At 44.2% G+C, this 23,984-nt stretch carries 21 protein-coding genes; 7 read left to right on the top strand and 14 right to left on the bottom strand.

Going from position 1 to position 23,984, the window contains the following annotated elements; translation table 11 throughout:
- Nucleotides 1–17: 17 nt before the first annotated feature.
- The 8 genes from MAS10914_RS0102640 to MAS10914_RS0102675 form a co-directional block, all read right to left on the bottom strand.
- Nucleotides 18–1,754: an ABC transporter ATP-binding protein gene (locus tag MAS10914_RS0102640; RefSeq protein WP_017314349.1), complete on the bottom strand. Its 1,737-nt coding sequence runs from the start codon at nt 1,752–1,754 to the stop codon at nt 18–20.
- Nucleotides 1,751–2,815, bottom strand: a complete 1,065-nt coding sequence (locus MAS10914_RS0102645; protein WP_017314350.1) for a P-loop NTPase family protein — start codon at nt 2,813–2,815, stop codon at nt 1,751–1,753. Before MAS10914_RS0102645 ends, MAS10914_RS0102640 begins: the two co-directional genes overlap by 4 nt.
- A 46-nt stretch (nt 2,816–2,861) precedes the next feature.
- The gene (locus tag MAS10914_RS0102650) at nt 2,862–3,092 is read right to left on the bottom strand and encodes an aspartyl/asparaginyl beta-hydroxylase domain-containing protein (protein WP_017314351.1); all 231 of its coding nucleotides are present in this window, start codon (nt 3,090–3,092) and stop codon (nt 2,862–2,864) included.
- Nucleotides 3,093–3,840: 748 nt separating this feature from the next.
- Complete coding sequence (locus MAS10914_RS0102655; RefSeq protein WP_017314352.1) at nt 3,841–4,515, bottom strand: response regulator transcription factor; 675 nt, start codon at nt 4,513–4,515, stop codon at nt 3,841–3,843.
- Nucleotides 4,516–4,540: 25 nt separating this feature from the next.
- Nucleotides 4,541–5,956: a sensor histidine kinase gene (locus tag MAS10914_RS0102660; protein WP_017314353.1), complete on the bottom strand. Its 1,416-nt coding sequence runs from the start codon at nt 5,954–5,956 to the stop codon at nt 4,541–4,543.
- Between the two features lie 124 nt (nt 5,957–6,080).
- Nucleotides 6,081–6,377 (bottom strand): hypothetical protein, encoded by a 297-nt coding sequence (locus tag MAS10914_RS0102665; RefSeq protein WP_017314354.1) that lies wholly within the window; start codon nt 6,375–6,377, stop codon nt 6,081–6,083.
- 94 nt (nt 6,378–6,471) lie between these two features.
- Entirely contained in the window at nt 6,472–7,593 is a 1,122-nt protein-coding gene (gene bchI, locus MAS10914_RS0102670; RefSeq protein ID WP_017314355.1) for a magnesium chelatase ATPase subunit I, read from the bottom strand.
- Between the two features lie 103 nt (nt 7,594–7,696).
- Nucleotides 7,697–8,491, bottom strand: coding sequence for a PhzF family phenazine biosynthesis protein (locus MAS10914_RS0102675; RefSeq protein ID WP_017314356.1), 795 nt, complete (start codon nt 8,489–8,491; stop codon nt 7,697–7,699).
- 529 nt (nt 8,492–9,020) lie between these two features.
- Here MAS10914_RS0102675 and MAS10914_RS0102680 point away from each other — a divergent pair.
- On the top strand, nt 9,021–9,482 hold the full coding sequence (locus MAS10914_RS0102680) for a GNAT family N-acetyltransferase (protein WP_017314357.1): 462 nt from the start codon (nt 9,021–9,023) through the stop codon (nt 9,480–9,482).
- 200 nt (nt 9,483–9,682) lie between these two features.
- On the opposite strand, the gene psb28 is transcribed toward MAS10914_RS0102680, so the two are convergent.
- The 5 genes from psb28 to MAS10914_RS0102705 all read right to left on the bottom strand — a co-directional run bounded on the left by psb28 (nt 9,683) and on the right by MAS10914_RS0102705 (nt 13,344).
- Nucleotides 9,683–10,051: a photosystem II reaction center protein Psb28 gene (psb28, locus tag MAS10914_RS0102685; RefSeq protein ID WP_017314358.1), complete on the bottom strand. Its 369-nt coding sequence runs from the start codon at nt 10,049–10,051 to the stop codon at nt 9,683–9,685.
- 13 nt (nt 10,052–10,064) lie between these two features.
- Nucleotides 10,065–11,660: a serine hydrolase gene (locus MAS10914_RS0102690; protein ID WP_026082292.1), complete on the bottom strand. Its 1,596-nt coding sequence runs from the start codon at nt 11,658–11,660 to the stop codon at nt 10,065–10,067.
- A 256-nt stretch (nt 11,661–11,916) separates the two neighbouring features.
- Nucleotides 11,917–12,675 carry an RNA methyltransferase gene (locus MAS10914_RS0102695; protein WP_017314360.1) on the bottom strand — a complete coding sequence of 253 codons (759 nt, stop codon included), beginning with the start codon at nt 12,673–12,675 and terminating at the stop codon, nt 11,917–11,919.
- Between the two features lie 27 nt (nt 12,676–12,702).
- Nucleotides 12,703–12,885, bottom strand: coding sequence for a hypothetical protein (locus MAS10914_RS0102700; RefSeq protein WP_017314361.1), 183 nt, complete (start codon nt 12,883–12,885; stop codon nt 12,703–12,705).
- Between the two features lie 42 nt (nt 12,886–12,927).
- Nucleotides 12,928–13,344, bottom strand: coding sequence for a hypothetical protein (locus MAS10914_RS0102705; protein WP_017314362.1), 417 nt, complete (start codon nt 13,342–13,344; stop codon nt 12,928–12,930).
- 477 nt (nt 13,345–13,821) lie between these two features.
- Here MAS10914_RS0102705 and MAS10914_RS0102710 point away from each other — a divergent pair, with 477 nt between their 5' ends.
- On the top strand, nt 13,822–14,028 hold the full coding sequence (locus tag MAS10914_RS0102710; protein ID WP_156818080.1) for a hypothetical protein: 207 nt from the start codon (nt 13,822–13,824) through the stop codon (nt 14,026–14,028).
- Between the two features lie 125 nt (nt 14,029–14,153).
- Here the strand turns inward: MAS10914_RS0102710 and secA are convergent, their stop codons facing one another.
- Entirely contained in the window at nt 14,154–16,946 is a 2,793-nt protein-coding gene (gene secA / locus MAS10914_RS0102715) for a preprotein translocase subunit SecA (RefSeq protein ID WP_017314364.1), read from the bottom strand.
- A 777-nt stretch (nt 16,947–17,723) separates the two neighbouring features.
- Here secA and MAS10914_RS0102720 point away from each other — a divergent pair.
- From MAS10914_RS0102720 to MAS10914_RS0102740, 5 genes are all read left to right on the top strand, one after another.
- Nucleotides 17,724–18,146, top strand: coding sequence for a phenylpyruvate tautomerase MIF-related protein (locus MAS10914_RS0102720; protein WP_017314365.1), 423 nt, complete (start codon nt 17,724–17,726; stop codon nt 18,144–18,146).
- Between the two features lie 34 nt (nt 18,147–18,180).
- Complete coding sequence (locus tag MAS10914_RS0102725; protein ID WP_017314366.1) at nt 18,181–20,184, top strand: lipoxygenase family protein; 2,004 nt, start codon at nt 18,181–18,183, stop codon at nt 20,182–20,184.
- Nucleotides 20,185–20,426: 242 nt separating this feature from the next.
- Nucleotides 20,427–21,395 carry a hypothetical protein gene (locus MAS10914_RS35285; RefSeq protein WP_017314367.1) on the top strand — a complete coding sequence of 323 codons (969 nt, stop codon included), beginning with the start codon at nt 20,427–20,429 and terminating at the stop codon, nt 21,393–21,395.
- A gap of 50 nt (nt 21,396–21,445) precedes the next feature.
- On the top strand, nt 21,446–22,348 hold the full coding sequence (locus MAS10914_RS0102735) for an SDR family oxidoreductase (RefSeq protein ID WP_017314368.1): 903 nt from the start codon (nt 21,446–21,448) through the stop codon (nt 22,346–22,348).
- Nucleotides 22,349–22,720: 372 nt separating this feature from the next.
- Nucleotides 22,721–23,962: an RNA-guided endonuclease InsQ/TnpB family protein gene (locus MAS10914_RS0102740; protein ID WP_017314369.1), complete on the top strand. Its 1,242-nt coding sequence runs from the start codon at nt 22,721–22,723 to the stop codon at nt 23,960–23,962.
- Nucleotides 23,963–23,984: the final 22 nt, after the last annotated feature.

Consider the following 23,984-nt stretch of genomic DNA (forward strand, 5'->3'; position numbering starts at 1 on the left):
GATAGGAGCGTGTATTCCTACAGGACTTGATAAATGCGTTGTTGGGAAAATACACCCTCTTTTCTAGACTGGAAAAAGCGAGCAGTTGCTCCATCTCCAGTTAATAAATTTTTGGGAGACCCTGCCTCAACCAGCCGACCATCTTCTAAGTACCAGATTACATCGACTGTAGCTAAACGTTCTACACGGTGAGTGATTAATATAACTGTGCCTTGATGCTCTGCTAACACCCGGTCAACAACGGCAGTTGCTTGGACATCCAAATTGGCATCCACTTCATCAAGTAGCAGCAGGGGTGGATTGCCTAGAATGGCTCGTGCTAGGGCAATGCGTTGACGTTGTCCAGCCGATAAACCTACTCCACCTTCAGAAATGCGCGTTTTTTCGCCTTCTGGTAGTTCTGCTAGCACTTGCTCAATGCCACACAGTTCCCAAACTCTGGTAATTTCCTCTTTTGGAGCATCCGGATAACGATACCGGAGATTTTTAGCAACAGTTCCCCGTAGTAGGGGTAAATCAGGTCCAGCCATGCCGATCGCTCGGCGGATGGAAGCTAGATTATGAGTTGCTAGGTCTTGTCCATCCAAGCGGATTGTACCCTGTTGGGGATCAATCAGGCGAGCTGCAACAGAAAGCAGGGTTGACTTACCAGCACCATTGGGACCAACTAAAGCAACCACTTGACCCGCTTCGGCGATCGCACTCACCTCATGCAAAGCCCCCGCTACGCTGACACAATCAAATTCCAGACATCCTGATCCCAACTTCAAATCAGGCGCATCAGGTATCTCAGTGACCAAAGAAGGAGTATCCAGAAATTGTGCAATCTTTCGTAGCGATACCCGCGAGTTGTGCCAGTATTCTTGTACTCTACCTAAATCCCGCAGTGAAGGAACCAAGAATCCTACAATCGACATTGCCGCCACGACTGCCCCTGGAGTGGCTTCACCTGCCGCCACCTCAAAAGCTCCCACTAGCAGAGCAACGCCCGAAGCTAAGATAGCGGTTGCTTCTGTAACTCCTAGCAGTTGACCAGCTATCATCGCCTTGTCTACCATTGCCGCCTCAAGCTCACGGCTCTGACGGGCGATACGCTTTTTCTCGCGCCCAGACTGCCCAAAGACTTGTACGACAGCGATAGAAGCCACCTTTTCATTAATATTTCCCGCTAGGCGACTGAGGCAACGACGGGCTTCTCGTGCTGCCTTTTGCATTCGCTGACCCAGCTTGAAGGTAATTAAGCCACCAATAATCATAATGATGGCGACCGTCAAAGCTAAAGCCCAGCTAGCAAAAGAGAGGGCGAGCAAGGCTGCTAATATAGTGGAAGTGGCTACAACCAGACGAGCTAAACCCAAGCTTACCCATTGCCGCAGGGCTGTCAAGTCACCGACAAAGCGCAACATGACTCCGCCCTGACTACGACTTTGCAAAGCGCGAGGAGCAAGAGTTGCCAGTCGATTGTATAAGGTCATACGCACTTCGTAGGCGTAGTTTTGACCAATGATCTCAGCGTCAGCTCGTTCCGCTGTCCGCAAAAGCGCGATCGCAACTGCTGCCGCTACCAAACCCAAACCAATCTGCCATATCAGTGTATAGAAAGCCGGATTAGCCTTTGTGATCAACCGATCAAAGGCTTTTTCCACCAGCACGGCTTTTGCTACAGTGGCGGCAGCCTGAGCAAAACCATTGATCACCAAACGAACTAGAAGCCAGATGCGGCGACCACTGACTGCACGCGGAATTTTCCTCATACCGATAGCGCGATCTGGGGCTGGAGCAAACGCGATGTCAGGGCAGCTGCTTGTGTACGCAGCATCTCTAGGTCGAGAACAGGTAAACCTGTGGCGATCGCGGTTTCACGAGCTGCGAGGGGAGATGTTGTCACCGTACCACTAATCGCTAGCACGGGAAGCTGATACAGTTGGAGCAATTCCACACCAGCAGTGGCTCCCAAGGCACTATTTGTCGCAAATAGGACACCATCAACAGTGTTGCGGAAGGCGACCGAAGAGATGAGCTTTGATGTTTCATATTGGTACAAGCCATCGGCAATCTCTAAAACAATCACGTCAACCCCCTCCCCAGCTAGGTGACTGGTGAGAGTATCCAGAATTGTTTCAACTTCTTGAGGTGTTGCTCGATAAGTCGAGGGAAAACCGACATAAGTGAAATCAAGAACCAGGCTAGCTCCAGCATCGCGCATTAGCCAGATATCGTTACCTGCACCAGTTCCTGTAATCTTGGCGGCTCCCACTTTCAATCCGGAAAGTACCAAACCCTTAATTAAGTTAGCAGCCGTTGTTGTTTTACCGGAGTTCATCGATGTGCCAAGCACAGCTACAGTGAAAGGTCGTTGCCCAATGTAAGTAGTAGGCTTTAAAGCCCAATTAGCGAGGTTGACTCGCTGTCCGTTGCTATCAGCGAGTAAACCGATGGGAGTGATGGTAGTGGCAGGGTTTACTTTGATGTGCTGAGATAAAACTATAGCCGCCAATCCACCAGCGGCAACGAGATTACATGGCGATAAATCTAAGGGAACCTCAGCTTCAAACTGGTCAGGAGCGTAGCGATTGCCATAGCAAACGACGATCTCATCACCAGGAAACAAGCTAGCTTTGCGCCCGCTGGATAGTTCAATCTGCTTGTGCTGACCGATTTCTTCGACTCGTGCTAGTACTAAGTCACCACATTTGGGTGTCAAATCTCCGGTCAGAAGTTGAGTGAGCGCATCAAAATCGACGTGACGAGTTGTGTAAGCTGCCTTTGCTTGCTTAAGACGTGCGGGTTCTAAATCTAAATAAAAGTTATTCATGATACGTACCTTAGGAGTGTTTGTTGATAAATTTACGTTGATAAGTTCAACCTGGCGGTAGAACATCAAAGATTATGTGAGTACGCCATTCCTCTGAAGGATTGAAAGCTTCATGGGGCTGTTTATTGTCAAACCACCAAAGTTCGCCTTCATGCATCAGGGTTTCCTTGTTGCCACATTTCATCCAACTACCTGACTGGCTTTGGAGTACGAGGTGATAGCGATCGCGCAGTTTATAGTATTCACCGTTGTCAATATATTTTTGTGATAACTTCAAACATATGAAAAACTAAGCAACAGAATTGCTAGTAGCTAAACATTTTGTCTGATGCTCAATTAAATATTGAGATTGAATACTTGTTAGAGGTGTTACCTCATAAAAATTTCCTTTCCAAATATCCTGATCTTTTGAGTTTTTAGGTAGGAAAAAGCTTATCTTAATTGAGCAACAAATCTATGTATTTGTCTCTACAAGCCTTATCGGCAAAAACCTGCGTGACTTAAGTAAATATCTTAGTATTACTATCACTTGAGTTTTTCTGGTATTTACACCCTATGTGTTTAATCCTACTTTATTACTTATTCCAAATCAACCCTAAATTTAATTTATTTGTATAAACTTTGTCAGATTAAAATGTGTTTAATAACTCCTTGAACTTTTAATTTCATAACAGAATCTTCTTCTTATTTATTTCTGTTTTCAATCTAATGAGAGATGCAAAAAAAAATTCTTTATTCAAAAATCTACAGAAAGACTGAAGATATGATCCTTTAGACGTAGATACATACAGAATGGCATCCAGATTTTTTTGACTTTTACAAAAACTTTATTCAAGAATTTATAATTTAATGATTTTTTTGATTTAAATAAAATAAAAGAAAAAATTTAGCTCCAAAATTAAACTAATGTTTGCCTTGATCATCTATTCATTACAAATTAAAAATTAAAACTACTGAAATCAAACTTTACTTGGTATTTATGTATTGGATCATGAGAGAATTATAAGAAGTTTATAAGAACTTTCTTAGATTCGCAGTTGATAGCCCATGCCTCTGACAGTCTCGATCAGGTCATTACCCAGCTTCTTCCGCAGGTATCCCACATAGACATCCACAACATTAAAGCAGCGGTCATAATCGTAACCCCAGACGTAATTGAGAAGTTCCTCCCGACTTAAGACTTGACCTGCATATTGCACAAAGGTGTCTAAGAGGATAAACTCGCGGTTTGATAATTGGACTGTGCGATCGCCAACTTTGACTTGACGCTTGGGTAAGTCAAGGACGAAGTCACCGACTTTTCGGACTACTTCTTGCTTGCGTCCAGGTTGATCAACTTGGCGATGGCGCAACCGCAGACGCACCCGCGCAAGTAGTTCTTCAATACGAAACGGTTTTGTCATGTAGTCGTCGGCTCCGCCATCGAGTGCAGCAACTTTGTCAAACACATCGTCCCGAGCTGTAAGAATAATAATGGGCAGCCGTTCGCCCTGACCTCGCAACTGTTCCATAACAGTTGTGCCATCTTTACCAGGAAGACCAAGGTCAAGAATTAATAGATCAAAATTGTGGCTGCAAGCCATATGAATAGCGTGATCACCGTCCTTTGCTACTGCAGTCATGAAGCCATTCGCTCGCAGACTTTTTTCCAGAAAAGCAGCAATAGGAGTTTCATCTTCTGCGATGAGAATTTTGTGCATAAATGCAATACAACTTTAGTCAGATTTAAACTGGTATAACAATAGTGAAAGTAGACTCATTACCTGGTTGGCTAATGAGTTCCACCCAACCACCGTGAGCTTCGGCGATCGCTTTAACAATCGCCAATCCTAAACCAGCTCCGTCCGAACGACGATGAGTGTCACCTCGGACAAAACGTTGAAATATTTTCTGCTGTTGAGCAGGAGCAATGCCTTCTCCTGTGTCGCGCACCCATAAACGGAACTGGTCATGAATTAAGATAGATCCCAAGGTGATCTGATTGCACTCTGTTGTATGGTAGATTGCATTTTGCACAAGGTTCATCACTGCTTGAGTGAGACGTTGGCGGTCAGCAATGATACGACCCGAACCCTTAGTTTCTAAGCACCAGTTCCTATCTGCTAAAGTGCTTGCCTTAACGTACAGTTCCTCGGTCAACGAGCTGATTTCTACAATTTCTAAGTTTAAAAAATTGGGGTGTTCCGCTTTAGCCAGCACTAGGAGTTCATCTACCAAGCGACTCATGCGCTCCAACTCGTCAAATACTAATGCTAGCATTTCAGGTTGCTCTGGGAACTCTGTTCTGAGTTGTTCTAGAGAGCATCGGATAATGGCAATTGGTGTCCGCAGTTCATGACTTGCGTCGTTCATGAAATCTCGTTGACTGGAAAAGGCAGCCTGGAGCCGTTCGAGCATTTCATTGAAGGTGATTGTCAGTTCAGTAATTTCGTCGCTTCCTTGCACCGGAATGCGTTGCGTCAGATCGGACTGACTAATTGATCGGGCTGTTTCACTAAGTAAGCGCAGGCGGGTTATGATCTTTCCTGATGCTAGCCAAGCAATTGAGGAGCTTAAGGCAATAATAGCCATAATCCCCTCGACAACTGCGACAATAGCAACAGCATAATTCACCTCCCCATACTCGCTAGCAGGGATGCGTGCCACTACAAAGACCCCGCGAGTTTTTCCCCTGATCCTGACTGGTTCTGCCAAATAGAGAATAGTACCGTCTGGGGTGATTGTCTCACCCCGTTTTGGCTGAGTGAGTTTAGCCCAGACCTTTATGAGTTCTGAGTTAGTAGGATGCAGAGAGGCTGGAATCGCTGTATGGCTGAACTTGTAGACTTTGCCGTCTAATATTGTGATCAGAAACTCATCGTCATTGGGAACGTTCCGTGCTAGAAAGACATCGAATATAAGAGCAACATTCTCCCCAAAAGGTTGACCTGTCTTTAGCCTGCGTCCTTTCATCAAGCGACGGAACTCCTCCACCTCCTGAACCAGAGCATTCTCAATGTTCTCTTCTAAATGGGTAATCAGGATCTGACGGATTGCTAAAAGCGATACCACTGTGGAGAATAGTACTAGAACAACATACGAAGTGATTACCCGTGTCCTAGCAGCCAATAAAATTCTGCGCCATTCACGGAGAAGTTTCATAAATCAAAAAAATATATATATCTAAATAAAATTTCTTCTAAGTTATTAGTAATTAGTGGTTAGTAGTACTTTTTGACCAGTAACAACCAACAACTACCTATTAACAACTAACAAAGAACTTATTTCAGAGAGTTTGGAATATATAGACAAAACCATAGAGACTGATGCTAAGAAAGAACAACGCTGCTAATTGGTTAACTCGTATATCAGGTGAGGGAGCAATAGCTTCTCGTACCAAGATAGAAATAGATGCCCCAACCACAAAGCTCCAGCCAAGTATCATATAGGCTATCTCTAGCGTAAAATTCCAAACAATCAGCATTGCAATTGCTAGCAGTACCATCAGCATCTCTACAAACCGAGGCGGGTTGTATTGGCTGGATAAAACAAAGGTATTGAACCAAAAGTGCCAAAATCTCATAATTAAGTGCTGAGTGCTGAGTCATGAAGAAGAAAGAAGATAAAAGATAAAACAATTTCTTTTCTTTTCATTCTTCTCTCTTCATTCTTCATTCTTAACTTTTAACTCCTAACTTTTGTCCCGTACCATTTTTTTGGGTCGTTTCTTCTGGTAGTTCTACGCCAAAGACGCGGCTAAAAACTTTTTCTACCTTATATCCAGAATCAATTGACTCTAAGGGGTCTTTCCGCAGTCTGTGACGCAGACATAGAGTCATCACACGGCGGATATCATCAACTGTCACTTCGGTACGTCCTTCAAATGCAGCTAAGGCTTTGGCGGCGCGGTTACTCACAATGTCTCCGCGCAAGCCATCCACATCAAGTTCTGAACAGACTTCAGAAATTTTTACCCGCAAGTCGTAATCAATTGTCACAGATGGTAATAGCTTTTGGGCGTTAACGATGTTCTGCTGCAGTTCTTCCTGCTCTTGTTTGTACTTTTCCAAAAATCTTGGAGGATTTTGGTCGAATTCCCCCCGTTGCTCAACAATTTGCACGCGCAAACCTGGTTCCTTAACTGTATGGATTTCCGCGTGCATTCCAAATCTATCTAACAGTTGGGGGCGTAGTTCACCTTCTTCTGGGTTTCCAGAACCCACAAGAACGAAACGCGCTGGATGACGGATAGAAATACCTTCCCGTTCTACTGTGTTCCAACCACTTGCGGCGGAGTCGAGTAGCACGTCCACTAAGTGGTCATCAAGCAAATTAACTTCATCCACATAAAGGATACCCCGGTTGGCTTTTGCTAGCAGTCCCGGTTCAAAGGCTTTGACACCTTCAGATAAAGCTTTTTCGATATCAATGGTGCCGCAAACCCGGTCTTCTGTCGCTCCCAGCGGCAAGTCTACCATTTGGACTTTTTTCTGAACGACGGGAATTTCCACCCCTTGCTCTAGCTGTTGGCGGACTTCATCGCTCATCAAGTCGGGGTCAGCGGGGTCGCTGTTGAAGGCGTCATTGGCAACAACAGGGATTTCTGGTAGCAAATCAGCCAGCGCCCGGATAGTTGTGGATTTGCCAGTACCGCGATCGCCCATAATCATCACACCGCCAATTTTCGGGTCAATCACGTTTAACAGCAGAGCCAGTTTCATTTCCTCCTGACCCACAATTGCTGTAAATGGAAATACCACGCGACGCGCAGCAGCGGTAGCCTGAGCAGTTGGACTCACTAAATTACCTTATCTATATTTTTCTTATTACCGTTTTTATTGTGCCATAGGTGGGGTTCTAGGAGAGTGAAGAGGTGGGTTGACAAGGGGAGGGCACTTAACTTTAAATTAATTCTCCACGTAGAAAGGTGACTGCTTGTCCAGCCAGATAGACACGAGAACCCCCGTCATAGCAAATCTTCAACACACCACCCCGACTAGACACCTGATATGCCAACAATTCATCCTGTTCTAGACGCTTGCGCCAGAAGGGAGCAAGGCAACAATGAGCTGCCCCAGTTACAGGGTCTTCATTAATTCCAACTCCTGGTGCAAAAAAGCGAGAGACAAAATCGTATTCTGAATCTTTGTGTGTTGAGCTAGTGACAATGACTTTGCCAAGGGGTAACGCTTTCATGAGCTGGAAATTCGGCTGCATTTGCCGTACTAAATCTTCAGACTCCACCTCTACAAGATAACCCAGAGAATTTTTCATCACCGTTTTCATTGGAACACCCAAAGCTTCACCTAATTCTGGAGGAGCAGTTGTGTGTTCTGAATGATTCACAGGAAAATCGAGTTCAATCCAATTTCCCTGCTTCTTGGCAATTAGCAATCCGCTTTTGGTGTGGAAACGAGCAACTTCATCTGGTAACAAATGCCCCTCCGACCAAAGAACATGGGCACTTGCCAAGGTTGCATGACCACACAGCGGTACTTCTGTTGTCGGCGTGAACCAACGCAGATGAAAACCATTTTCCTGCCTGACTAGAAACGCAGTCTCAGATAAATTCATCTCTTGCGCCACTTTCTGCATCCAGTCTTCGGACTGTGGAGCAGGCAAAACGCAGACAGCAGCAGGATTCCCTGTGAAAGGTTTGTTGGTAAAAGCGTCTACTTGAGTAATAGTCTGTCCCATATCTTAAATCTGTTCCAAATAAACAACGGTGCGGTGTAACATCGCCCGATGAAAAGTATTTGATAATTCTGTTTTTAACCTGCTTTAACAGTAGAATGTACTGAGGGTATATAGCTGAACATAACATAGTGTTAAGGCTCGTGTGATTGTTTTGTACGGCTAATAATTGACTCTCGCTTTGTTTAGTTCAATTTTGGGCGTTGGTGAATTATTTCATGAATTATGTATACATTGTAGTTTGAGACGAAATCCTTGTAGAGACGTAGCAATGCTACGTCTCTACAGACCCGTAAATTGTAAATTCATATCTTGATTCAGCAACGCCCAATTTTGTTGAAGTTGCTGGAAGTTTTCTTTCTGATGAGTGTCTATTTTAATTACCAACAGTTATTTGAGGATTTACGCAAAGATTGAACAAGTACCTATGAATTCCAAACCTTTTCTGACTAAATATAGGTCAATATAATTACCCAAAGACTTTAGTTTTTAGAAGAAAATTAAGAGTGAGAGTTTAAAATGAAGAAAAACTATGAATCAGCGCGATTTGTCCTTGCTAAGTGGGTGTAACTTTCGCAGTGCAACATCTGAGGATATCTGGTCGATTCGGTTGTTGGTGCTAGGAGCAAAACTAGACCCTACCCAAATCAAATGGCAGCAATTCTGGGTCATAGAATGCGATAGTCAATTAGTCGCTTGCGGACAGTTACGCAACTTTTCTGGCGCACAAGAACTTGGTAGTTTGGTTGTTTCATCAGCTTGGAGAGGTCGCGGTTTGGGAACTGCTTTGACACAGCATTTGATTAACCAAGCGACTCAACCACTGTATTTAGAGTGTCTCGGTCAGAGATTGGCGCAGTTTTATAGTCGCTTTGGCTTTGTACCAATTACCTTTGGTAACTTACCACCATCTCTCAAACGCAAGTTTGGATTGTCTCAATTAGGAAAGAGATTGATCAAGGTTCCTGTCGTGTTTATGGAGTATCGGAAGTGAATATCTTTAAGGTACGCATCAAATTTTTTGTCGAATTCATTGCTAAGACATACTAGCGATCGCTGTCTCTCAAGAACACGCTCATGGAGTTGGAGAAGCTGTCAGTCTTGAATTTCAAACTCCACCACGTAAGGCAGTAATTTATTGGGAACCAGTTTGAATATCTGCCTCAGCGCTTAAGTGCTTACGACAAGTCAATCTCAAGATTCCCTATATGCCATACCATTAGCTTCAGCATAACGATTCATGAACCGCATAAATCGTTCCCAATGGTCATCTCGCTCAATTTCAAATTTACACTCTACACGCTGTAATTCATCGCCTTCTGCACCCCCGAAAATGAATTGTGTGGAAGAAGGAGTGACGCTGATTTCACCTTCTTCGTCAGTCAAAAGCATGGAATTCAAAGATTGTTTGGTGAAGCTGTTAAATTTTTCCAACGCTTTCAATTGATTGAATGTCATTAAAACAATGCGCGTCGCAGAACTAGGGGTGCGTCGCAAACTGACATTGCTGAGTTCTTCAAAAATGCCAGCAAAAAATTGGATTGAAGGTGTAGTAGATGCCATGAAACAGAAAAATTTATCGTTGGTAAGGATAATAATACTGTGGATTCATCACGGGAGACTGAACGGGAGACTGATAAGTATTGGTGGGTACAGTGCTTCCCATGCCGTTGGGTAGAGGCAGATTGATGGCTGGGGACGGATAAACAGTTGTGGGCATTGTGCTTCCCATACCGTTGGGTATGTTGTTGGGTAGAGGTGGACTCATCACTGGGGACTGATAACCAGTTGTGGGCATTGTGCTTCCTGTCGTGCTAGGTACGGGAGCAGTTTGGTTAAACTGTTGGTAAGCAGCACGAGAAATTGAGCCAATGAGTTTTTCGGCGCTGGCGTCGTTATTAGGACGCTGTACCATAACAGCAATTATGTAACGTTTGCCAGTGGACATCTCAACCAAACCCGCATCTGCTAGCGTTGTGCCAATATCGCCCGTTTTATGGGCAATGGTCGCGCCTTGTCCTAAACCAGTTGGCAAGAGATGATTTCTCACAGTGCGGCGCATAATATCCAATATGCGATCGCGTGATGACACACTCACCAAATTGCCCTTACTCAGCATCGCCATCAAATTCCCTAACTCCTTAGGACTGGTGGTGTTTGTCCCTTGCAAATCGGGAAGTGGATTGCGAATTGCTGTGGTTGTCAAACCCCAACTGCGGAACCGCTGATTCAGCACCTCAATTCCACCTAAGCGGCCAATCAGCATATTTGCTGCCGTGTTGTCGCTGATTGTCATCATCTTAGTTGCCACTTCCATCACTGTGAACTGGGTTCCTGCGGATTTGTACTGCATATCCCCAGAACCGCCTACAACCATTTCCTTCTGCATGGTGAGAGTTTCATCTAGGCGAATTTTGCCAGCATCTACATCTTGAAAAAGGGCAACAAGAATCGGAATCTTAATCGTGCTAGCAGAAGAAAAACTTGAGGAACCATTCACATCTACATAACTGCCATTGTCCAAATCTACTAAGAAAACTCCTGGTGTGAGATTGGGGGTTCCTGCTGCCAAATTTTGCACAGCAGTTTTTAAAGAAGCCAATTCCTGAGTTAAGAATAAGCCGGAAGCACCTGCTGAGGGATTTTGGGTAGGTTGTGGCTGTGTTTGTCCGATAGTCTCGGGTGATGTTCCCTCTGTTGTGGCGATACGAGTAGCTGGATCAAACACTGATAACACCGTGCCTACGATTGCACCGATACCAACTCCCACAATTAACAACCGCAGGGCGTACAAAAATGTTCTTGCCATGGGCTTTAACCGTGTTTTTCGGGATGGAGCAGTTTTTCTACGCAAAGGCTGCTTCCGCACCCGCACATTCTTTACCTGTACCTGTACTGTGTTTGGGTTGTATGGAGGAATCTTTCCTTTGGTAGTAGCAATTTGTTTGGCTGCTGGGGCTACTACCCCGGGTCGCTTTGTGAGTGCAGTTGCAGGGTTGAGGGGGGGAATGGATTTTAGACGTGTAGGCGTTGTTTGTCTGTGGGAGGGTCGTTGCTGGTGTTTTGTGGCTTCGACTTGATTTTGTTTTGGCTTTTGGACTTTGCGCTTAACCAGTTGGCGGTTGGCGCTTTGACGCCGCGAAACAGTTTTTATAACGGTTTTCGGTTGCATAAAAGGTGATAAAAAGTGTATATTATCCGACATATTTATAAAGGTTTTACCTTAAGGGCAGAAGTCGTTTTTTCTCAAGCCTTTATAGAGATTGAATTATTTTTTTTCGCGCTAACTCCCTAACTACAATTCAAAGTTACTTTTAAAGCACCTTGTTACTGAAATCAATTTCTGCTTACCAATAACATTTTTGTGTTTAGTTTAAGCCATAATTAAAGGCTTTGGGAGGGTGACTGGATACATGGTAAGCAACGAGTTAAAAGTCTTCACAATTGTTCCGGTTCTCAAGTGCCCATTCTACCTGCCGTAAAATACCTCGCAACATAGCAACTTCCTTAGTTTGTAACTGAGCACGATTATACAGTTGCCGGAATTTTTCCATACGGCTGGCTGCCGTATGCGGATACAGATATCCTAGCTTGAGCAGTAGCGATTCTAACTGCTGGTAATATTCTTCCAAGAGATCCAAAGGTGCAGACTCATTCTCAGATAACGTGGGGTCATTTTCCTCCTTTGCGTCTTCTTTGTCCGCATCACTTTGTGACAGTTCATAGCAGCAAATTCCCACAGCAGTCGCTAGATTCAGCGATGGATAGCTCGGACCTGTAGGAATGCGAATAAACCGCTGAGCATAATTTAATTCTTCATTACTCAGTCCCCGGTCTTCCCTACCAAAAATGAGCGCTGCGGGTTGTTCTGGTTCCTCCAGTAACCAGGGTAGTGCTGTGCGGGGGTTTTCTAGGGGGGAATCCCAGTTACGAACACGAGCCGTAGTGGCGATCGCCCGCGTACATCCTTGCAACGCTTCTGGTAATGTCCCTGCTATTACCGCTGATTCTAAAATATTCTTGGCATGAACTGCCATCTGAAGTGCTTCCGTTGAAAGTGGGTTGCATTGGGGATTGACTAACACCAGTTGCTGTAGACCAAAATTTTTCATCACCCGTGCTATTGACCCCACGTTCATTGGACCTGCTGGTTCTACCAAGATAATTCTTAAGCCAGCTAATGCCATTTGTTGCCCCTTTGAATTTCTTCATTGCTACTGTGATAATTCTCCTGCTTGTTGCAATACTTTTTTATAGAGGCTGGTACTGACCCAATATTGGGCATTATCAATCATGGCATTGAGTTGGTAGGGGTTGCACTTGGGGATGATAATTTGCCCAAACACAGCTTGTAAAATATCAAGGCGATTGATAGCAGCTAATGAGCGGCGTAGCATTGCAAATGGCTGTCACAACTGCCTAAACCCTTGCTGAGGCAGCTATCGATTATTATTCACCCCTCTATTCGATCTTCCCGGTGTAGGTCTCAACCCTCCATTCGGGCTTCCTGATTTGAGAAAAGTTCCACCAGGACTGACTGTATTGCTATCAGTAGTCATGCGTGTCCCATTCCGGTAATAGTAAGTGGTAGAACCGTCGCCATTCTTGACTGTCGTGGCTGGATAAATCGCTCTCCTCCTGGGTGGGTCAATAACACCATTCGGATAGATGCGCGTCCCAGAAGGATAATTGAGAATGTTGCCCCCACTCGGACTGGAAGTGGAACTACTTTGTGCCTCTGCCCCTTGAGGCATTAAAAAACTGACTCCCAATACTGTCACGCCAACTATCAAAAGCTTGAAGACCTTTTCGCAATTATATGAAGACAGCGTGTCTATTGAAAAAAGCTTATTCATGAGTATTCTCCTTAAAACCAGTCTCCCAGGTACCGGTTCATAGCAGTTTTTAGTCCCGTCATCGTAACTCAGGTAATCCTGAAAGATGAGTTTTACGGGTGTCGGTGTTATGGGAGCCTCTCAAGTTAAAACCGCAGGGGTTTCTGTATCTATGATAGAAAACTGTTAAGCACTTTCACTACACAACACAAGAATGCAAAGTTCTTCCTAGCGCCTTTGGGTCTTTGGGCATTCGCGACAACTTGCTCCTCACCTTAACTTGTTACTATGCATCTTGCTTGGTTCTTTGTTTCTTAGCCCTATTTTGTCACCTTCGGAATGGCAAGATTAGAAATACCTATTAAACAAGGGTTTCAGGCTTTATCCTCTCCTAACAAACCGTAGTTGCGGACGGTTTGTTGAAAGAGAGTTAGAGGTAATAATCTTAAGGCGGGTGACATCATTCAAATTGGCGGATTTGTCCTCTTGATAAAAGAGGTGGAGCTAAATGGTGATAAGAATGACTCAATTTCAGATGCACCCTTACCCCGGCTAGTAACTGATCGTGATTTCATGACACCGTTGTTGATTGTGCTAGTATTTTTGGCGGTGTTGTCAGCAATCATCGCCCGCATTTTTCTGCTACCTGACAACGTCACATTAGGACAACTGCTCCACAGCAGCATCAAATTCTTCAGTGGTTGAATGCATCTGCTCTTAGGACTCGCGCAATCACAACAAAAGCGAGAGTTCAATAATAGTCACACTAAAAAACGGGCAAAGGTTCTTAGATAAACCTTTACCCGCCTAATTGTTAATCGCTAAAAGCTTCAAACCATCTCCGAAGGTTGCGCTACTGCTTGAGGCTGGGGCTGGAACATGAACAAGGAGTAAACCACATCTCGGCGGATGTTGGTCATCATATCCAAGAATAATTCGTAGCCCTCGCTCTTGTACTCAATCAGCGGGTCTTTTTGACCGTAACCCCGTAATCCCACGGACTCACGCAGGGCGTCCATTTGTTGCAGGTGTTCCCGCCACAAGGTATCAATGCGCTGTAAGATAAAGAATCGTTCCGCTTGCCGCATTAATCCGTGCTGAATTTGGTCAATTTGGGCTTCCTTGAGATCGTAAGCAATCCGCACTTGTTCGTGGAGGAAGGCTTTAATTTCGCCCATTCCCATATCTTCTAATTGAGTGGGCTGCAAGTCCTCCAACAGATAGACAAATTCTTTGACCTTATCAACCAACTTATCTAATTCCCACTCTTCTGAGGGTAAGTCTGGGTTGATGTAGAAGTCAACGATGTCATCCATCGTTTTTTCGGCGTACTTGATGACTTGTTCTTTCAAGTCTTGCCCTTCTAGCACCCGACGGCGTTCGGCATAGATAGCACGGCGTTGGTTGTTCATCACCTCGTCGTACTCAAACACCTGCTTACGGATGTCGTAGTAGTAGGTTTCGACTTTTTTCTGAGCGCCTTCCAAACTGCGGGTGAGCATTCCGGATTCGATGGGCATATCCTCTTCTACATGGAAGGCATCCATGAGGCGTGCCACGCGATCGCCACCAAAAATCCGCAGTAGGTTATCTTCTAAGCTGAGGAAAAATCTTGTCGAACCAGGGTCGCCTTGGCGTCCTGCTCGTCCCCGCAGCTGGTTGTCAATCCGTCGCGACTCGTGGCGTTCTGTACCAATGACGTGCAAACCGCCTAATTCCACGACTTCATCGTGTTCACGACTTGTGAACTGTTCGTACTCATGCTTGATACGGTTGTAAGCTTCGCGCAACTTCTGAATGACGCGGTCGTCTGTTGGGGCTTTTTCTACCGCCACAGCGACTTTGTCTTCTGCTTCCAGTTCTGATAAGCTGCGATCGCCATACTCCCGCACAGCAGAGTCCACTGCTTCTTTGAGGAGTTTCTCCGTTTCTTTAGAAAGCTGAGTGGGGAAAACCTGTGGCGAAGCTTTCCAAGTTTTCACTTTCTTTCCAGGGACAAAGCCTTGACCTCCTCCAGTTCCCGGGGACGGTAAACCAGACGCTCTATGGATACCGAACATATCTTCATCTTCTGGCTTAACAACCCGAGGCATGAAGTATTCCCGCAGCTTCAGACGTGACATATACTCGGCATTACCACCCAGGATAATGTCAGTCCCTCTACCCGCCATGTTGGTAGCAATGGTCACAGCACCTCTGCGTCCTGCTTGGGCGACAATTTCTGCTTCGCGCTCCACGTTCTCTGGTCTAGCGTTGAGCAGTTCGTGGGGAATCTCCATTTGCCTTAACAACTGGCTGAGATATTCAGATTTTTCCACGCTAGTCGTCCCCACCAACACTGGTCTGCCGAGTGTGTGCATTTCAGCACATTCTTTGGCAATTGCTCCCCACTTGCCCGGTTCGGTCTTAAAGACCATATCAGACAAGTCTTGGCGTCTTCTGGTTCTGTTGGTCGGAATGATCGTAACTTCGAGTTTGTAAATTTTTTCCAACTCGACTTCTTCCGTCTTTGCCGTTCCGGTCATTCCACCGAGTTTTGGATAAAGCAAGAACAGGTTTTGGTAGGTAATGGTTGCTAGGGTTTGAGTTTCTGGTTGAATTTCTACTCGTTCTTTTGCCTCAATTGCCTGGTGCAGTCCATCGCTCCAACGTCGTCCTGGCAAGACTCGACCAGTAAATTCATCTACGATGACGACTTCAGAGTTGCGGACAATATAGTTGACGTCTTTGAGGAACAGTTCTTTTGCCTTAATAGCATTGAAAACGAAGTGCGCCCAAGGGTCTTCTGGGTCAAATAAATCTTTGACTCCCAAAAGCTGTTCTGCTTCGGCAAAGCCTTCATCAGATAACAGCACGTTACGAGCTTTTTCATCCACTTCGTAATGCTCGTCTTTTGTCAGAGATGCTGCAATTTGGGCGGCTTTGAGGTATTTTTCCGTTGGTCTTTCTACCTGTCCGGAAATAATCAACGGAGTCCGCGCCTCGTCAACTAGGATAGAGTCTACCTCGTCAATCACGCAGTAATTGAACGGGCGCTGCACTACGTCTTTGATGTCTGTTGCCATATTATCGCGCAGGTAGTCAAAGCCCACCTCGCTGTTGGTGACATAAGTAATGTCACAGCCGTAGTTTTTCTGGCGTTCAGTTGGGGTCATGCTCTGCTGAATCAGCCCCACACTCAATCCCAAGAAGCGATGCACCTGTCCCATCCATTCTGCGTCCCGACGAGCCAGGTAATCGTTCACAGTAACAACGTGTACGCCTTTTCCAGTCAGAGCATTTAAATAACTTGGCAATGTTGCAACTAGGGTTTTGCCCTCACCAGTTTTCATTTCGGCAATTTGCCCTGTATGCAGGATGACACCGCCTAAAAGTTGAACATCAAAGTGCCGCAACCCTAACACTCGCCGTCCTGCTTCCCGTACTACAGCAAACGCTTCGCTCAGGATATCATCTAAAGTTTCGCCTTTCTTCAGGCGCTGTCTAAACTCTGCTGTTTTGCCCTTTAGCTCTTCATCCGGGAGGGCTTTTATTTCTTCCTCTAAAAGGTTAATTTCTGTAATGTAAGGTTGGTATTTTTTAAGTTTACGAGCGTTGGGGTCGCCCAACAAGGTCTTTAGCATGGCAGATTATACAGAATCTAGGAGGATGGGAATTATAAGGATTGGGATTGATTATAAACTCTTAACCCAATCAAGCGGCAGTTTGCACACTCGGGGGAACCACGCGGCTATGCTTTCAGCAGGACGGACAGTTTCTTCCGGCAGGGTTATCCTCCTGAGAACTGTCCTCGGGAAGCCCGAAGGGCGCGCTGCCTCGCCTTTGTTGTTTGGGATGGGTTGTACATGAGAATTTGCTAAAAAACAGCAGGATAACTAGCCAATAAGTTTACTAAATGATTAGTTTTAGTTTTCAGATTAAATTTAAACTGTTTTAATAGTATCATTTTGCCTCCAGCTGAAGCAGTAAAGCCCGACTATGCAGAGGTAGTGATCGCCCGTATACTGCCCTGCTCCTTCAGAGCAAGGCAACCGCACGGAGTGCAGTTGGGCAGTAGGGCGCGCAATCATGCGAGCGCCCCCCTTAGGACTTGTAGGGAAGGGGGGTTAGGTTTTTGATGGCTCCTATGTCCAGCATCCCAAGTGCATAAGTTGATTTTGCTTCCACATATAAAGCCATAGATGTCAGGGGAGCGAGTTTAAGACCTATGTCCACCACTCTCCCAAGGGCATAAGTTGATTTTGCTTCCACAAAATTTGGAATGGTGTCAGATCAGTTTGTAGATTAAGTTAGGGCTTTCAAGACAGATATGAATTAAATGTGTTCCTAGAAAACCAAGATTTACCCGACTCAAAGGGTACGGTAGTGATTTTGAGACAATTCTTGAGGAGAAAACCAAGATGCCTTTCGTAAGAATTGAAACTAATCATCATTTTAATAAGCAAGTCATTGAAGATGTCATGACTCAAATTACTGAAGAAATTCATATAAAAAAGGGAGATCCAGTAAAAATGATATCGGTTGTTGTTCACACCGATAGTAACGTTTCCTTTGGTAGTGATTCTGAAACCCCAGCAGCTATTGTGCAGGTTCTCAATGCTAGTATGCCTGCACATATTACCAGCCAGTTAACACAAGGCATTAGCAATATTTTACTGAATAAATTTCAGGTACCTGCCAATCGCATGTACATCTTTTTTCAAGAATTTACCACGATGCATTTAGTTGGTTGGAATGGCAAAACCTTTGCAGAGATTCTAGGTAGGGATGACGAACAGAATCTCGACGAGGAGCGCCAAAAAGCACAGACAAAAAGCCATTAAGAAAACCTTAAACTTTCCAAAAGGACTACCATATATGAGTGACTTAATCCAAAGAATAATTTCCGGCGAAGTCTCATTAAAGCAATACACTGATACCGAGTTAGAACGGTTGACATATAAGGTATTAACCAACTTACCTTTAAGCGAGCTTTTGAAATTGAAAGCTGAGTTAAAGGGAAAGTCAATTGAGCAATCGCGTAAGGTTGTTGGTAAAATAGTACATTCTGATTTGAAAACACCTATACCCAATTTAGAGGTGGAGTTGTGGGAGCGAGATCCATTTGGTTTTAAGGATTATTTGGCAAATGGTGTCACTGATAAAACAGGAAATTTTGCAATATACTATGACCCCAAGGCAGGTGGATTTGGGGATGCACCAGATTTGGAATTAAGAATTTTTGATCCTAGTCAAACGGCGATTATCGAGGGAAAAACAAGCAAAACGAGAAATTTAATTGAAGTAATTAAGGGGGATGAGAACGTAACAGCAGAAATTTATGAGTTTGGGGTATTGCCACTCTCTTATTACGAGTACGACCCAGATTATCGCCTCTTTTCTTATGCGCTGCCAAAGTCTATTAGAAACGATTTTGCGCCAGATGCTCATGCTAGGACAATGCAATCCGTAGCTAAATTTGGCAAGGTCATGCTTGACTTAATCCAACGGAATCGCAAAAATCCGAATGAGCCATCATACGAGGAGATACAAAAGTCATTCCCAGAAACATTAACTCTCATCTTAGAAAAAGGACAAAAGGGTTATACGAGAAGCGATGAATTCTTTGGGCTAAGAATGCTGAATGGCTTTAACCCTCTTATATTTAAGAAGGATAAAGACAATCCTTCTTTGTACACGACAAGTTTTAATGGAGAACAATTTGAACTGACTGGCAAGATAGATTTGCCTAATTACAAAGTCAAGTTTGAATTAAAAGATGAAAAATTATTACCCGTTGAAATTACGCTCCAGTTTCGGGAAGATAATTGCACTCAGCCAAATCCACCTATGAAAGCACCACAGACTTATATACCAGCGGATGGTAATAAGTGGTTGCAAGCTAAACGGGTGATTCGTGCTACTCATTTGGGTGTTTTAGGTGAGGTAAAGGGACACCTGAGTCAGTGTCACTTTAATATGGAACAGTATGCGATCGCTTTCTTGCGAAATATCAGAAAAAATCCTCTTCGAGAGTTTTTGTACCCTCATATCAAAGAAGTTGTTCATATTAATAAATTTGGTCGCCAAATATTAATGGACCCAAATGAAGGGTTTTTTGCCAAGCTAGAACCGATCATTGTTAACCCAGATATGTTGAAATGGGTGCGATCAAATATGGGAAGCTATGATTGGACAGATTGGCAACCAAGAAAGCCGCTTTGTGAGTCACATACTTTTGCGAAACTCGGTAATTTATACTGGGATATTCTCACCAATCATGTAGATGCATTTTTTGCCGCTAATCATGAGGAAATAGTCAGAAATTGGGACGAAATTTTGAGATTATCTGAGGATTTAGTGGAACATAGTGTTCCTTATGTTTCTCAGACGATGGAGCAAGTAGATGATGGTGATGAATGGTACGATTTAAATGAAATTGAACATTCATCAAATCCACGTCGAGAAATTGATGGAGAAGTAAAAGCTGTTAGACCAATTACTTCATCAGAGGAACCTTCAGCACAAGATATCGCCAACCTCAAACAAGTTTGTAGGTATGTTATTTACCAATGTACTTTTTGGCATAGCTGGATTCACAACGAGCATAATCCTGAATTTGGTGAATTAAAGTACGGCGACTTGTTGCGAAATGGCTCAATGGGAGATGAAGATGATGAGAGTGTATTACCCGGTCGTGAGGTAGCAAGTATTATTCTTGCTGTTTCTAATATGCTGACTAATTTTGATTACGGGTATATGCTCAAAAATGAAGATGGAGACATTCCACCGCAACTGATAGAACTCATTGAAAGCAAAAGAGGAGAGTTTGAAAAGTTAGGTTTTGATTTGAATAGTCTTCGTTCTCGCTTGAATAGCTAATATCTGGAGCGTCGGGTCAGAAATGATTGAGTTAATTCATAAATAAACCGACGCTCTATTTTTCAAGTATTTTCCACTTAACTAGACTTCTTGCAAAAGTCCTGAATTGGATTATGAAACCGCAGATAAACGCAGATAAACGCAGATAATTATTTACTTATGCAAGAGGTCTACTCAACACGGAAAATCTTGGATGAAATTAGTCTGTTGACTTTTTTATTTTACTTAATGGAGATGAAAAAATGACTTCAACAATTAACATGGATACCACAGATGAACTGGAATACGGCACATGGATATCATTAAAAAATGTGCAAATGGTTCCATTTTCTATTGACAAATTTTGGTCTGCCTTTGATGATTACCTGACGTTTCTCAATTCCTTCAGTGGACGCACAAATGTGGAACTGGAAACCGGGTTTGGAAAACCGAAAAATACTCCAGGAGCTATAGTCCGCTTTGATTTTATGGGTTCCATCGTTCGCGATCGCTTGCTGCTGAACGACAAAAAAAATCATGTCTGGAGGATGGATATACCAGAGGCGACTCCGCTGTTCACTCTTTACAATGTCACTTTCAGCGCCCGTGAAGTTGGCGATCAAGCAGAAGTTACGATTATTGTAGAGTTTGTGTTGCAAAGTGAAAACCGCTCTGAACGCGCTGAAGCCCTTAAAACCCTCAAAGAATTTCTTCCCAAACGTATCCCGGAAATAGTTAAGTTTATTCAAGAAAGAGACGGGAATCTGCCGAAATTAGCACCAGTCACCGAGTCAGAAATTAGGGAACTGGTAACAGATTTTTACGCAAAACTGGACGCTCACGCCCCAGTTGAAGAATATGATCGTTTCTTTGCCTTTGACGAAGAAGGCTTTAAGATGCAATTTCCTAGCCAAACCTTACATAATCGCCAAGAGTTTAAGCAATGGTACGAAAGCAGTGTTAATCTATACTTTGATGAAATTCATCAATTGAAAGAAATCAATGTTTCCGCTACATCAGAACAAGCTGAAGTTAAGGCGATCGTACATTGGGAGGGTAGTGTTTGGAAAGCACCAGCCTCCCACAGCCAAAGGACTATTGCAGATGCTGATCATAGCTGGGTGGTAAAGCGATCGCCACAAACCTACAAACCCGTGTTCAAAAGCTATATCGTTCACAAATTAAATTTAGCTGATACTTCAGCTAAACCAGAAGTTCCAGCCGTTCATTAAAAAAGTTAACTCACCCTATTCACTTTCAAAATAAAGAAAGAGTCCATAAAATGGCTGTACAGCAAGTTATTCTCGTTACCGGAAGTAGTCATGGATTTGGTCGTCTCACTGCTCTTACCCTAGCTCGACAAGGACATACAGTCTTTGCTTCCATGCGAGCCATTACTGGGCGTAATAGTACCGTAAGTGCTGAAATGCAAGATACAGCCAAGCAAGAAGGCTTGTCGCTGCATGTGATGGAGCTTGATGTAACGGAAGATGCTTCCGTAGAAGACTGTGTGAAGAGGATTGTTGAGCAGACAGGACGCATTGATGTGCTTGTCAACAATGCAGGAGTTATGTATGGGGGTATCACCGAGGCATATACTCTAGAGCAGGTGCGACGACAAATGGAAGTTAACTTCTTTGGCGTAGTCCGGATGAACCGAGCTGTGCTACCTTATATGCGACAGCAAGGCAATGGACTGCTGGTTCATGTCACCTCACTAGCAGGTGGTCTGGTTTTCCCATTCTTCGGTTTGTATTGTGCCAGCAAGGCTGCACTTGAGGCCGTGGCTGAGTCGTACCACTATGAATTGTTCAGTTTGGGCATTGATTCTGTGATTATTGAGCCAGGACCTTTCCAGACAAACTTGACTACAAGCTTGGAAGGTCCGCAAGATCAAGAACGTCTCGCCCAATACGGAACCGTAGCTGAAATAGCGAGACAGTTGCTTGATGGTGTCGACCAGCCCTCTTCTGAAGGAGTCTATCAAGACCCCCAAATAGTTGCTGACATCGTGGCGGAATTAGTTGCAATGCCTTCTGGAAAACGTCCCCTACGAACCATTGCAGGAGCTATCGATTTTGGGCTTTCTCCAGTGAACGAAGCCAAGCTACAAGCACAGCGCGTTGCGCTCGACGCTTGGGGACTCACTCAGCTCACGCAGCCATTGAAACCCACGACGCTGTGAACTAGCAAAGAAACTTAAGAGAAATTTTGTCTAGCGCTAGTGGTTTATCGCATTAATTTATGATGGTTGTACAAGTTCGTAGTCAGGACTTTAGTCCTAGATTCTTTGAGCGCTTAAGCGCTGACTACGAAGCCTTCAAAATAAATGCGATAGACCACTAGTCTTTGACATCAAACCCTGGTTGAGTCGGCACGATCAAGGTGGATAAAATGGCAATCTTATATATTTCGGAAGCTGAAAACCCAGTGGCTTCAGTCCTGGGATGAAAGCGTAAGCAACTTTAGTTGCCGTGTCAAACAATCTTTGTTGTATCTTCATCATCTATTATGCTCGCCGTGTTAGCATAAAGGTGTAGTAGGTTAGGTCGAGCCGATGATAATTTACGAGTTTAAAATCAAAGGGAAAGACAAACAGTATAGGGCGATAGATGATGCTATTCGCACTAGTCAATTCATCCAAAACAAGTGTTTACGTCTTTGGCTGGACAATAAAGATAAAAAAATTGACAAGTATGCATTAAACAAACATTGCGCCGTACTAGCTGCTGAATTTCCTTTTGCTGATCAACTCAACTCAATGGCTCGTCAATCTGCGGCTGAGCGTGCGTGGAGTGCGATAGTTCGGTTTTACGAGAATTGTAAGAAGAAAATTCCGGGGAAAAAAGGCTTTCCAAAGTTGAAGAAACACTGCCGTTCTGTCGAATATAAAACATCTGGATGGAAGCTTTCTACAAATCGTAAAGCCATAACCTTTTCAGACAAGAAGGGAATGGGAACCTTGAAACTAAAGGGAACTTATGACTTGAACTATTATGACATCAAGCAAATTAAACGTGTTCGATTAGTGCGTCGCGCTGATGGATACTACGCTCAATTTGCAATTGATGTTGAGCTGGAAGTGGAGACTCAACCAACAGGTCAAATAGTCGGTATTGATTTGGGATTGAAGTATTTTATTGCTGACAATAACGGCAATGTAGAACAATCTCCCCAGTTTTACCGCAAATCTGAAAAGCAATTAAATCGCGCCAACCGCAAGGAATCTCAGAAGTACGATTCAGCTAAAAAGAAAGCCAAAAAACCACAATCTACCAACTACCACAAAGCCAGAAATCGATATGCTCGGAAGCATTTAAGAGTAAGTAGGCAGCGAAAAGAATATTGCAAACGAGTGGCATATTCCGTCATCCAATCTAACGATTTGGTAGCCTATGAAGACTTAAATGTCAAAGGCTTGGTACGTAATCGACATCTAGCTAAATCGATCACTGATGCGGGCTGGTCAACTTTCCGCTCATGGTTAGAGTATTTTGGGCACAAGTACGGTAAGGTTACAGTTGCCGTGCCCGCCCACAATACAAGTCAGAATTGCTCTAACTGTGGTCAGAAGGTGAAAAAGTCTCTATCTACCAGGACTCATGTTTGTCCACACTGCGGTTTTGTGGAGGATAGAGACGTGAACGCCGCCATCAACATCCTGAAAAGGGGACTCAGTACCGTGGGGCACACGGGAACCTACGCTTGGGGAGATTTGCCCTCTTGGGCGGTTGGCGCAAGCCTGCTGTCTAATGGTGAGTCAATGAACCAAGAATCCCACGGCTTTTTACGGGAATGAGCGCAAAGCGCGATATTCACGT

The sequence above is a fragment of the Mastigocladopsis repens PCC 10914 genome (assembly GCF_000315565.1).
Lineage (GTDB): Bacteria > Cyanobacteriota > Cyanobacteriia > Cyanobacteriales > Nostocaceae > Mastigocladopsis > Mastigocladopsis repens.

Coding starts and splice junctions, on each gene's coding strand:
- MAS10914_RS0102640 (WP_017314349.1), bottom strand. CDS start 1,754: ATGAGGAAAATTCCGCGTGCAGTCAGTGGTCGCCGCATCTGGCTTCTA.
- MAS10914_RS0102645 (WP_017314350.1), bottom strand. CDS start 2,815: ATGAATAACTTTTATTTAGATTTAGAACCCGCACGTCTTAAGCAAGCA.
- MAS10914_RS0102655 (WP_017314352.1), bottom strand. CDS start 4,515: ATGCACAAAATTCTCATCGCAGAAGATGAAACTCCTATTGCTGCTTTT.
- MAS10914_RS0102660 (WP_017314353.1), bottom strand. CDS start 5,956: ATGAAACTTCTCCGTGAATGGCGCAGAATTTTATTGGCTGCTAGGACA.
- MAS10914_RS0102665 (WP_017314354.1), bottom strand. CDS start 6,377: ATGAGATTTTGGCACTTTTGGTTCAATACCTTTGTTTTATCCAGCCAA.
- MAS10914_RS0102675 (WP_017314356.1), bottom strand. CDS start 8,491: ATGGGACAGACTATTACTCAAGTAGACGCTTTTACCAACAAACCTTTC.
- MAS10914_RS0102680 (WP_017314357.1), top strand. CDS start 9,021: ATGAATCAGCGCGATTTGTCCTTGCTAAGTGGGTGTAACTTTCGCAGT.
- psb28 (WP_017314358.1), bottom strand. CDS start 10,051: ATGGCATCTACTACACCTTCAATCCAATTTTTTGCTGGCATTTTTGAA.
- MAS10914_RS0102690 (WP_026082292.1), bottom strand. CDS start 11,660: ATGCAACCGAAAACCGTTATAAAAACTGTTTCGCGGCGTCAAAGCGCC.
- MAS10914_RS0102695 (WP_017314360.1), bottom strand. CDS start 12,675: ATGGCATTAGCTGGCTTAAGAATTATCTTGGTAGAACCAGCAGGTCCA.
- MAS10914_RS0102700 (WP_017314361.1), bottom strand. CDS start 12,885: ATGCTACGCCGCTCATTAGCTGCTATCAATCGCCTTGATATTTTACAA.
- MAS10914_RS0102705 (WP_017314362.1), bottom strand. CDS start 13,344: ATGAATAAGCTTTTTTCAATAGACACGCTGTCTTCATATAATTGCGAA.
- secA (WP_017314364.1), bottom strand. CDS start 16,946: ATGCTAAAGACCTTGTTGGGCGACCCCAACGCTCGTAAACTTAAAAAA.
- MAS10914_RS0102720 (WP_017314365.1), top strand. CDS start 17,724: ATGCCTTTCGTAAGAATTGAAACTAATCATCATTTTAATAAGCAAGTC.
- MAS10914_RS0102725 (WP_017314366.1), top strand. CDS start 18,181: ATGAGTGACTTAATCCAAAGAATAATTTCCGGCGAAGTCTCATTAAAG.
- MAS10914_RS35285 (WP_017314367.1), top strand. CDS start 20,427: ATGACTTCAACAATTAACATGGATACCACAGATGAACTGGAATACGGC.
- MAS10914_RS0102735 (WP_017314368.1), top strand. CDS start 21,446: ATGGCTGTACAGCAAGTTATTCTCGTTACCGGAAGTAGTCATGGATTT.
- MAS10914_RS0102740 (WP_017314369.1), top strand. CDS start 22,721: ATGATAATTTACGAGTTTAAAATCAAAGGGAAAGACAAACAGTATAGG.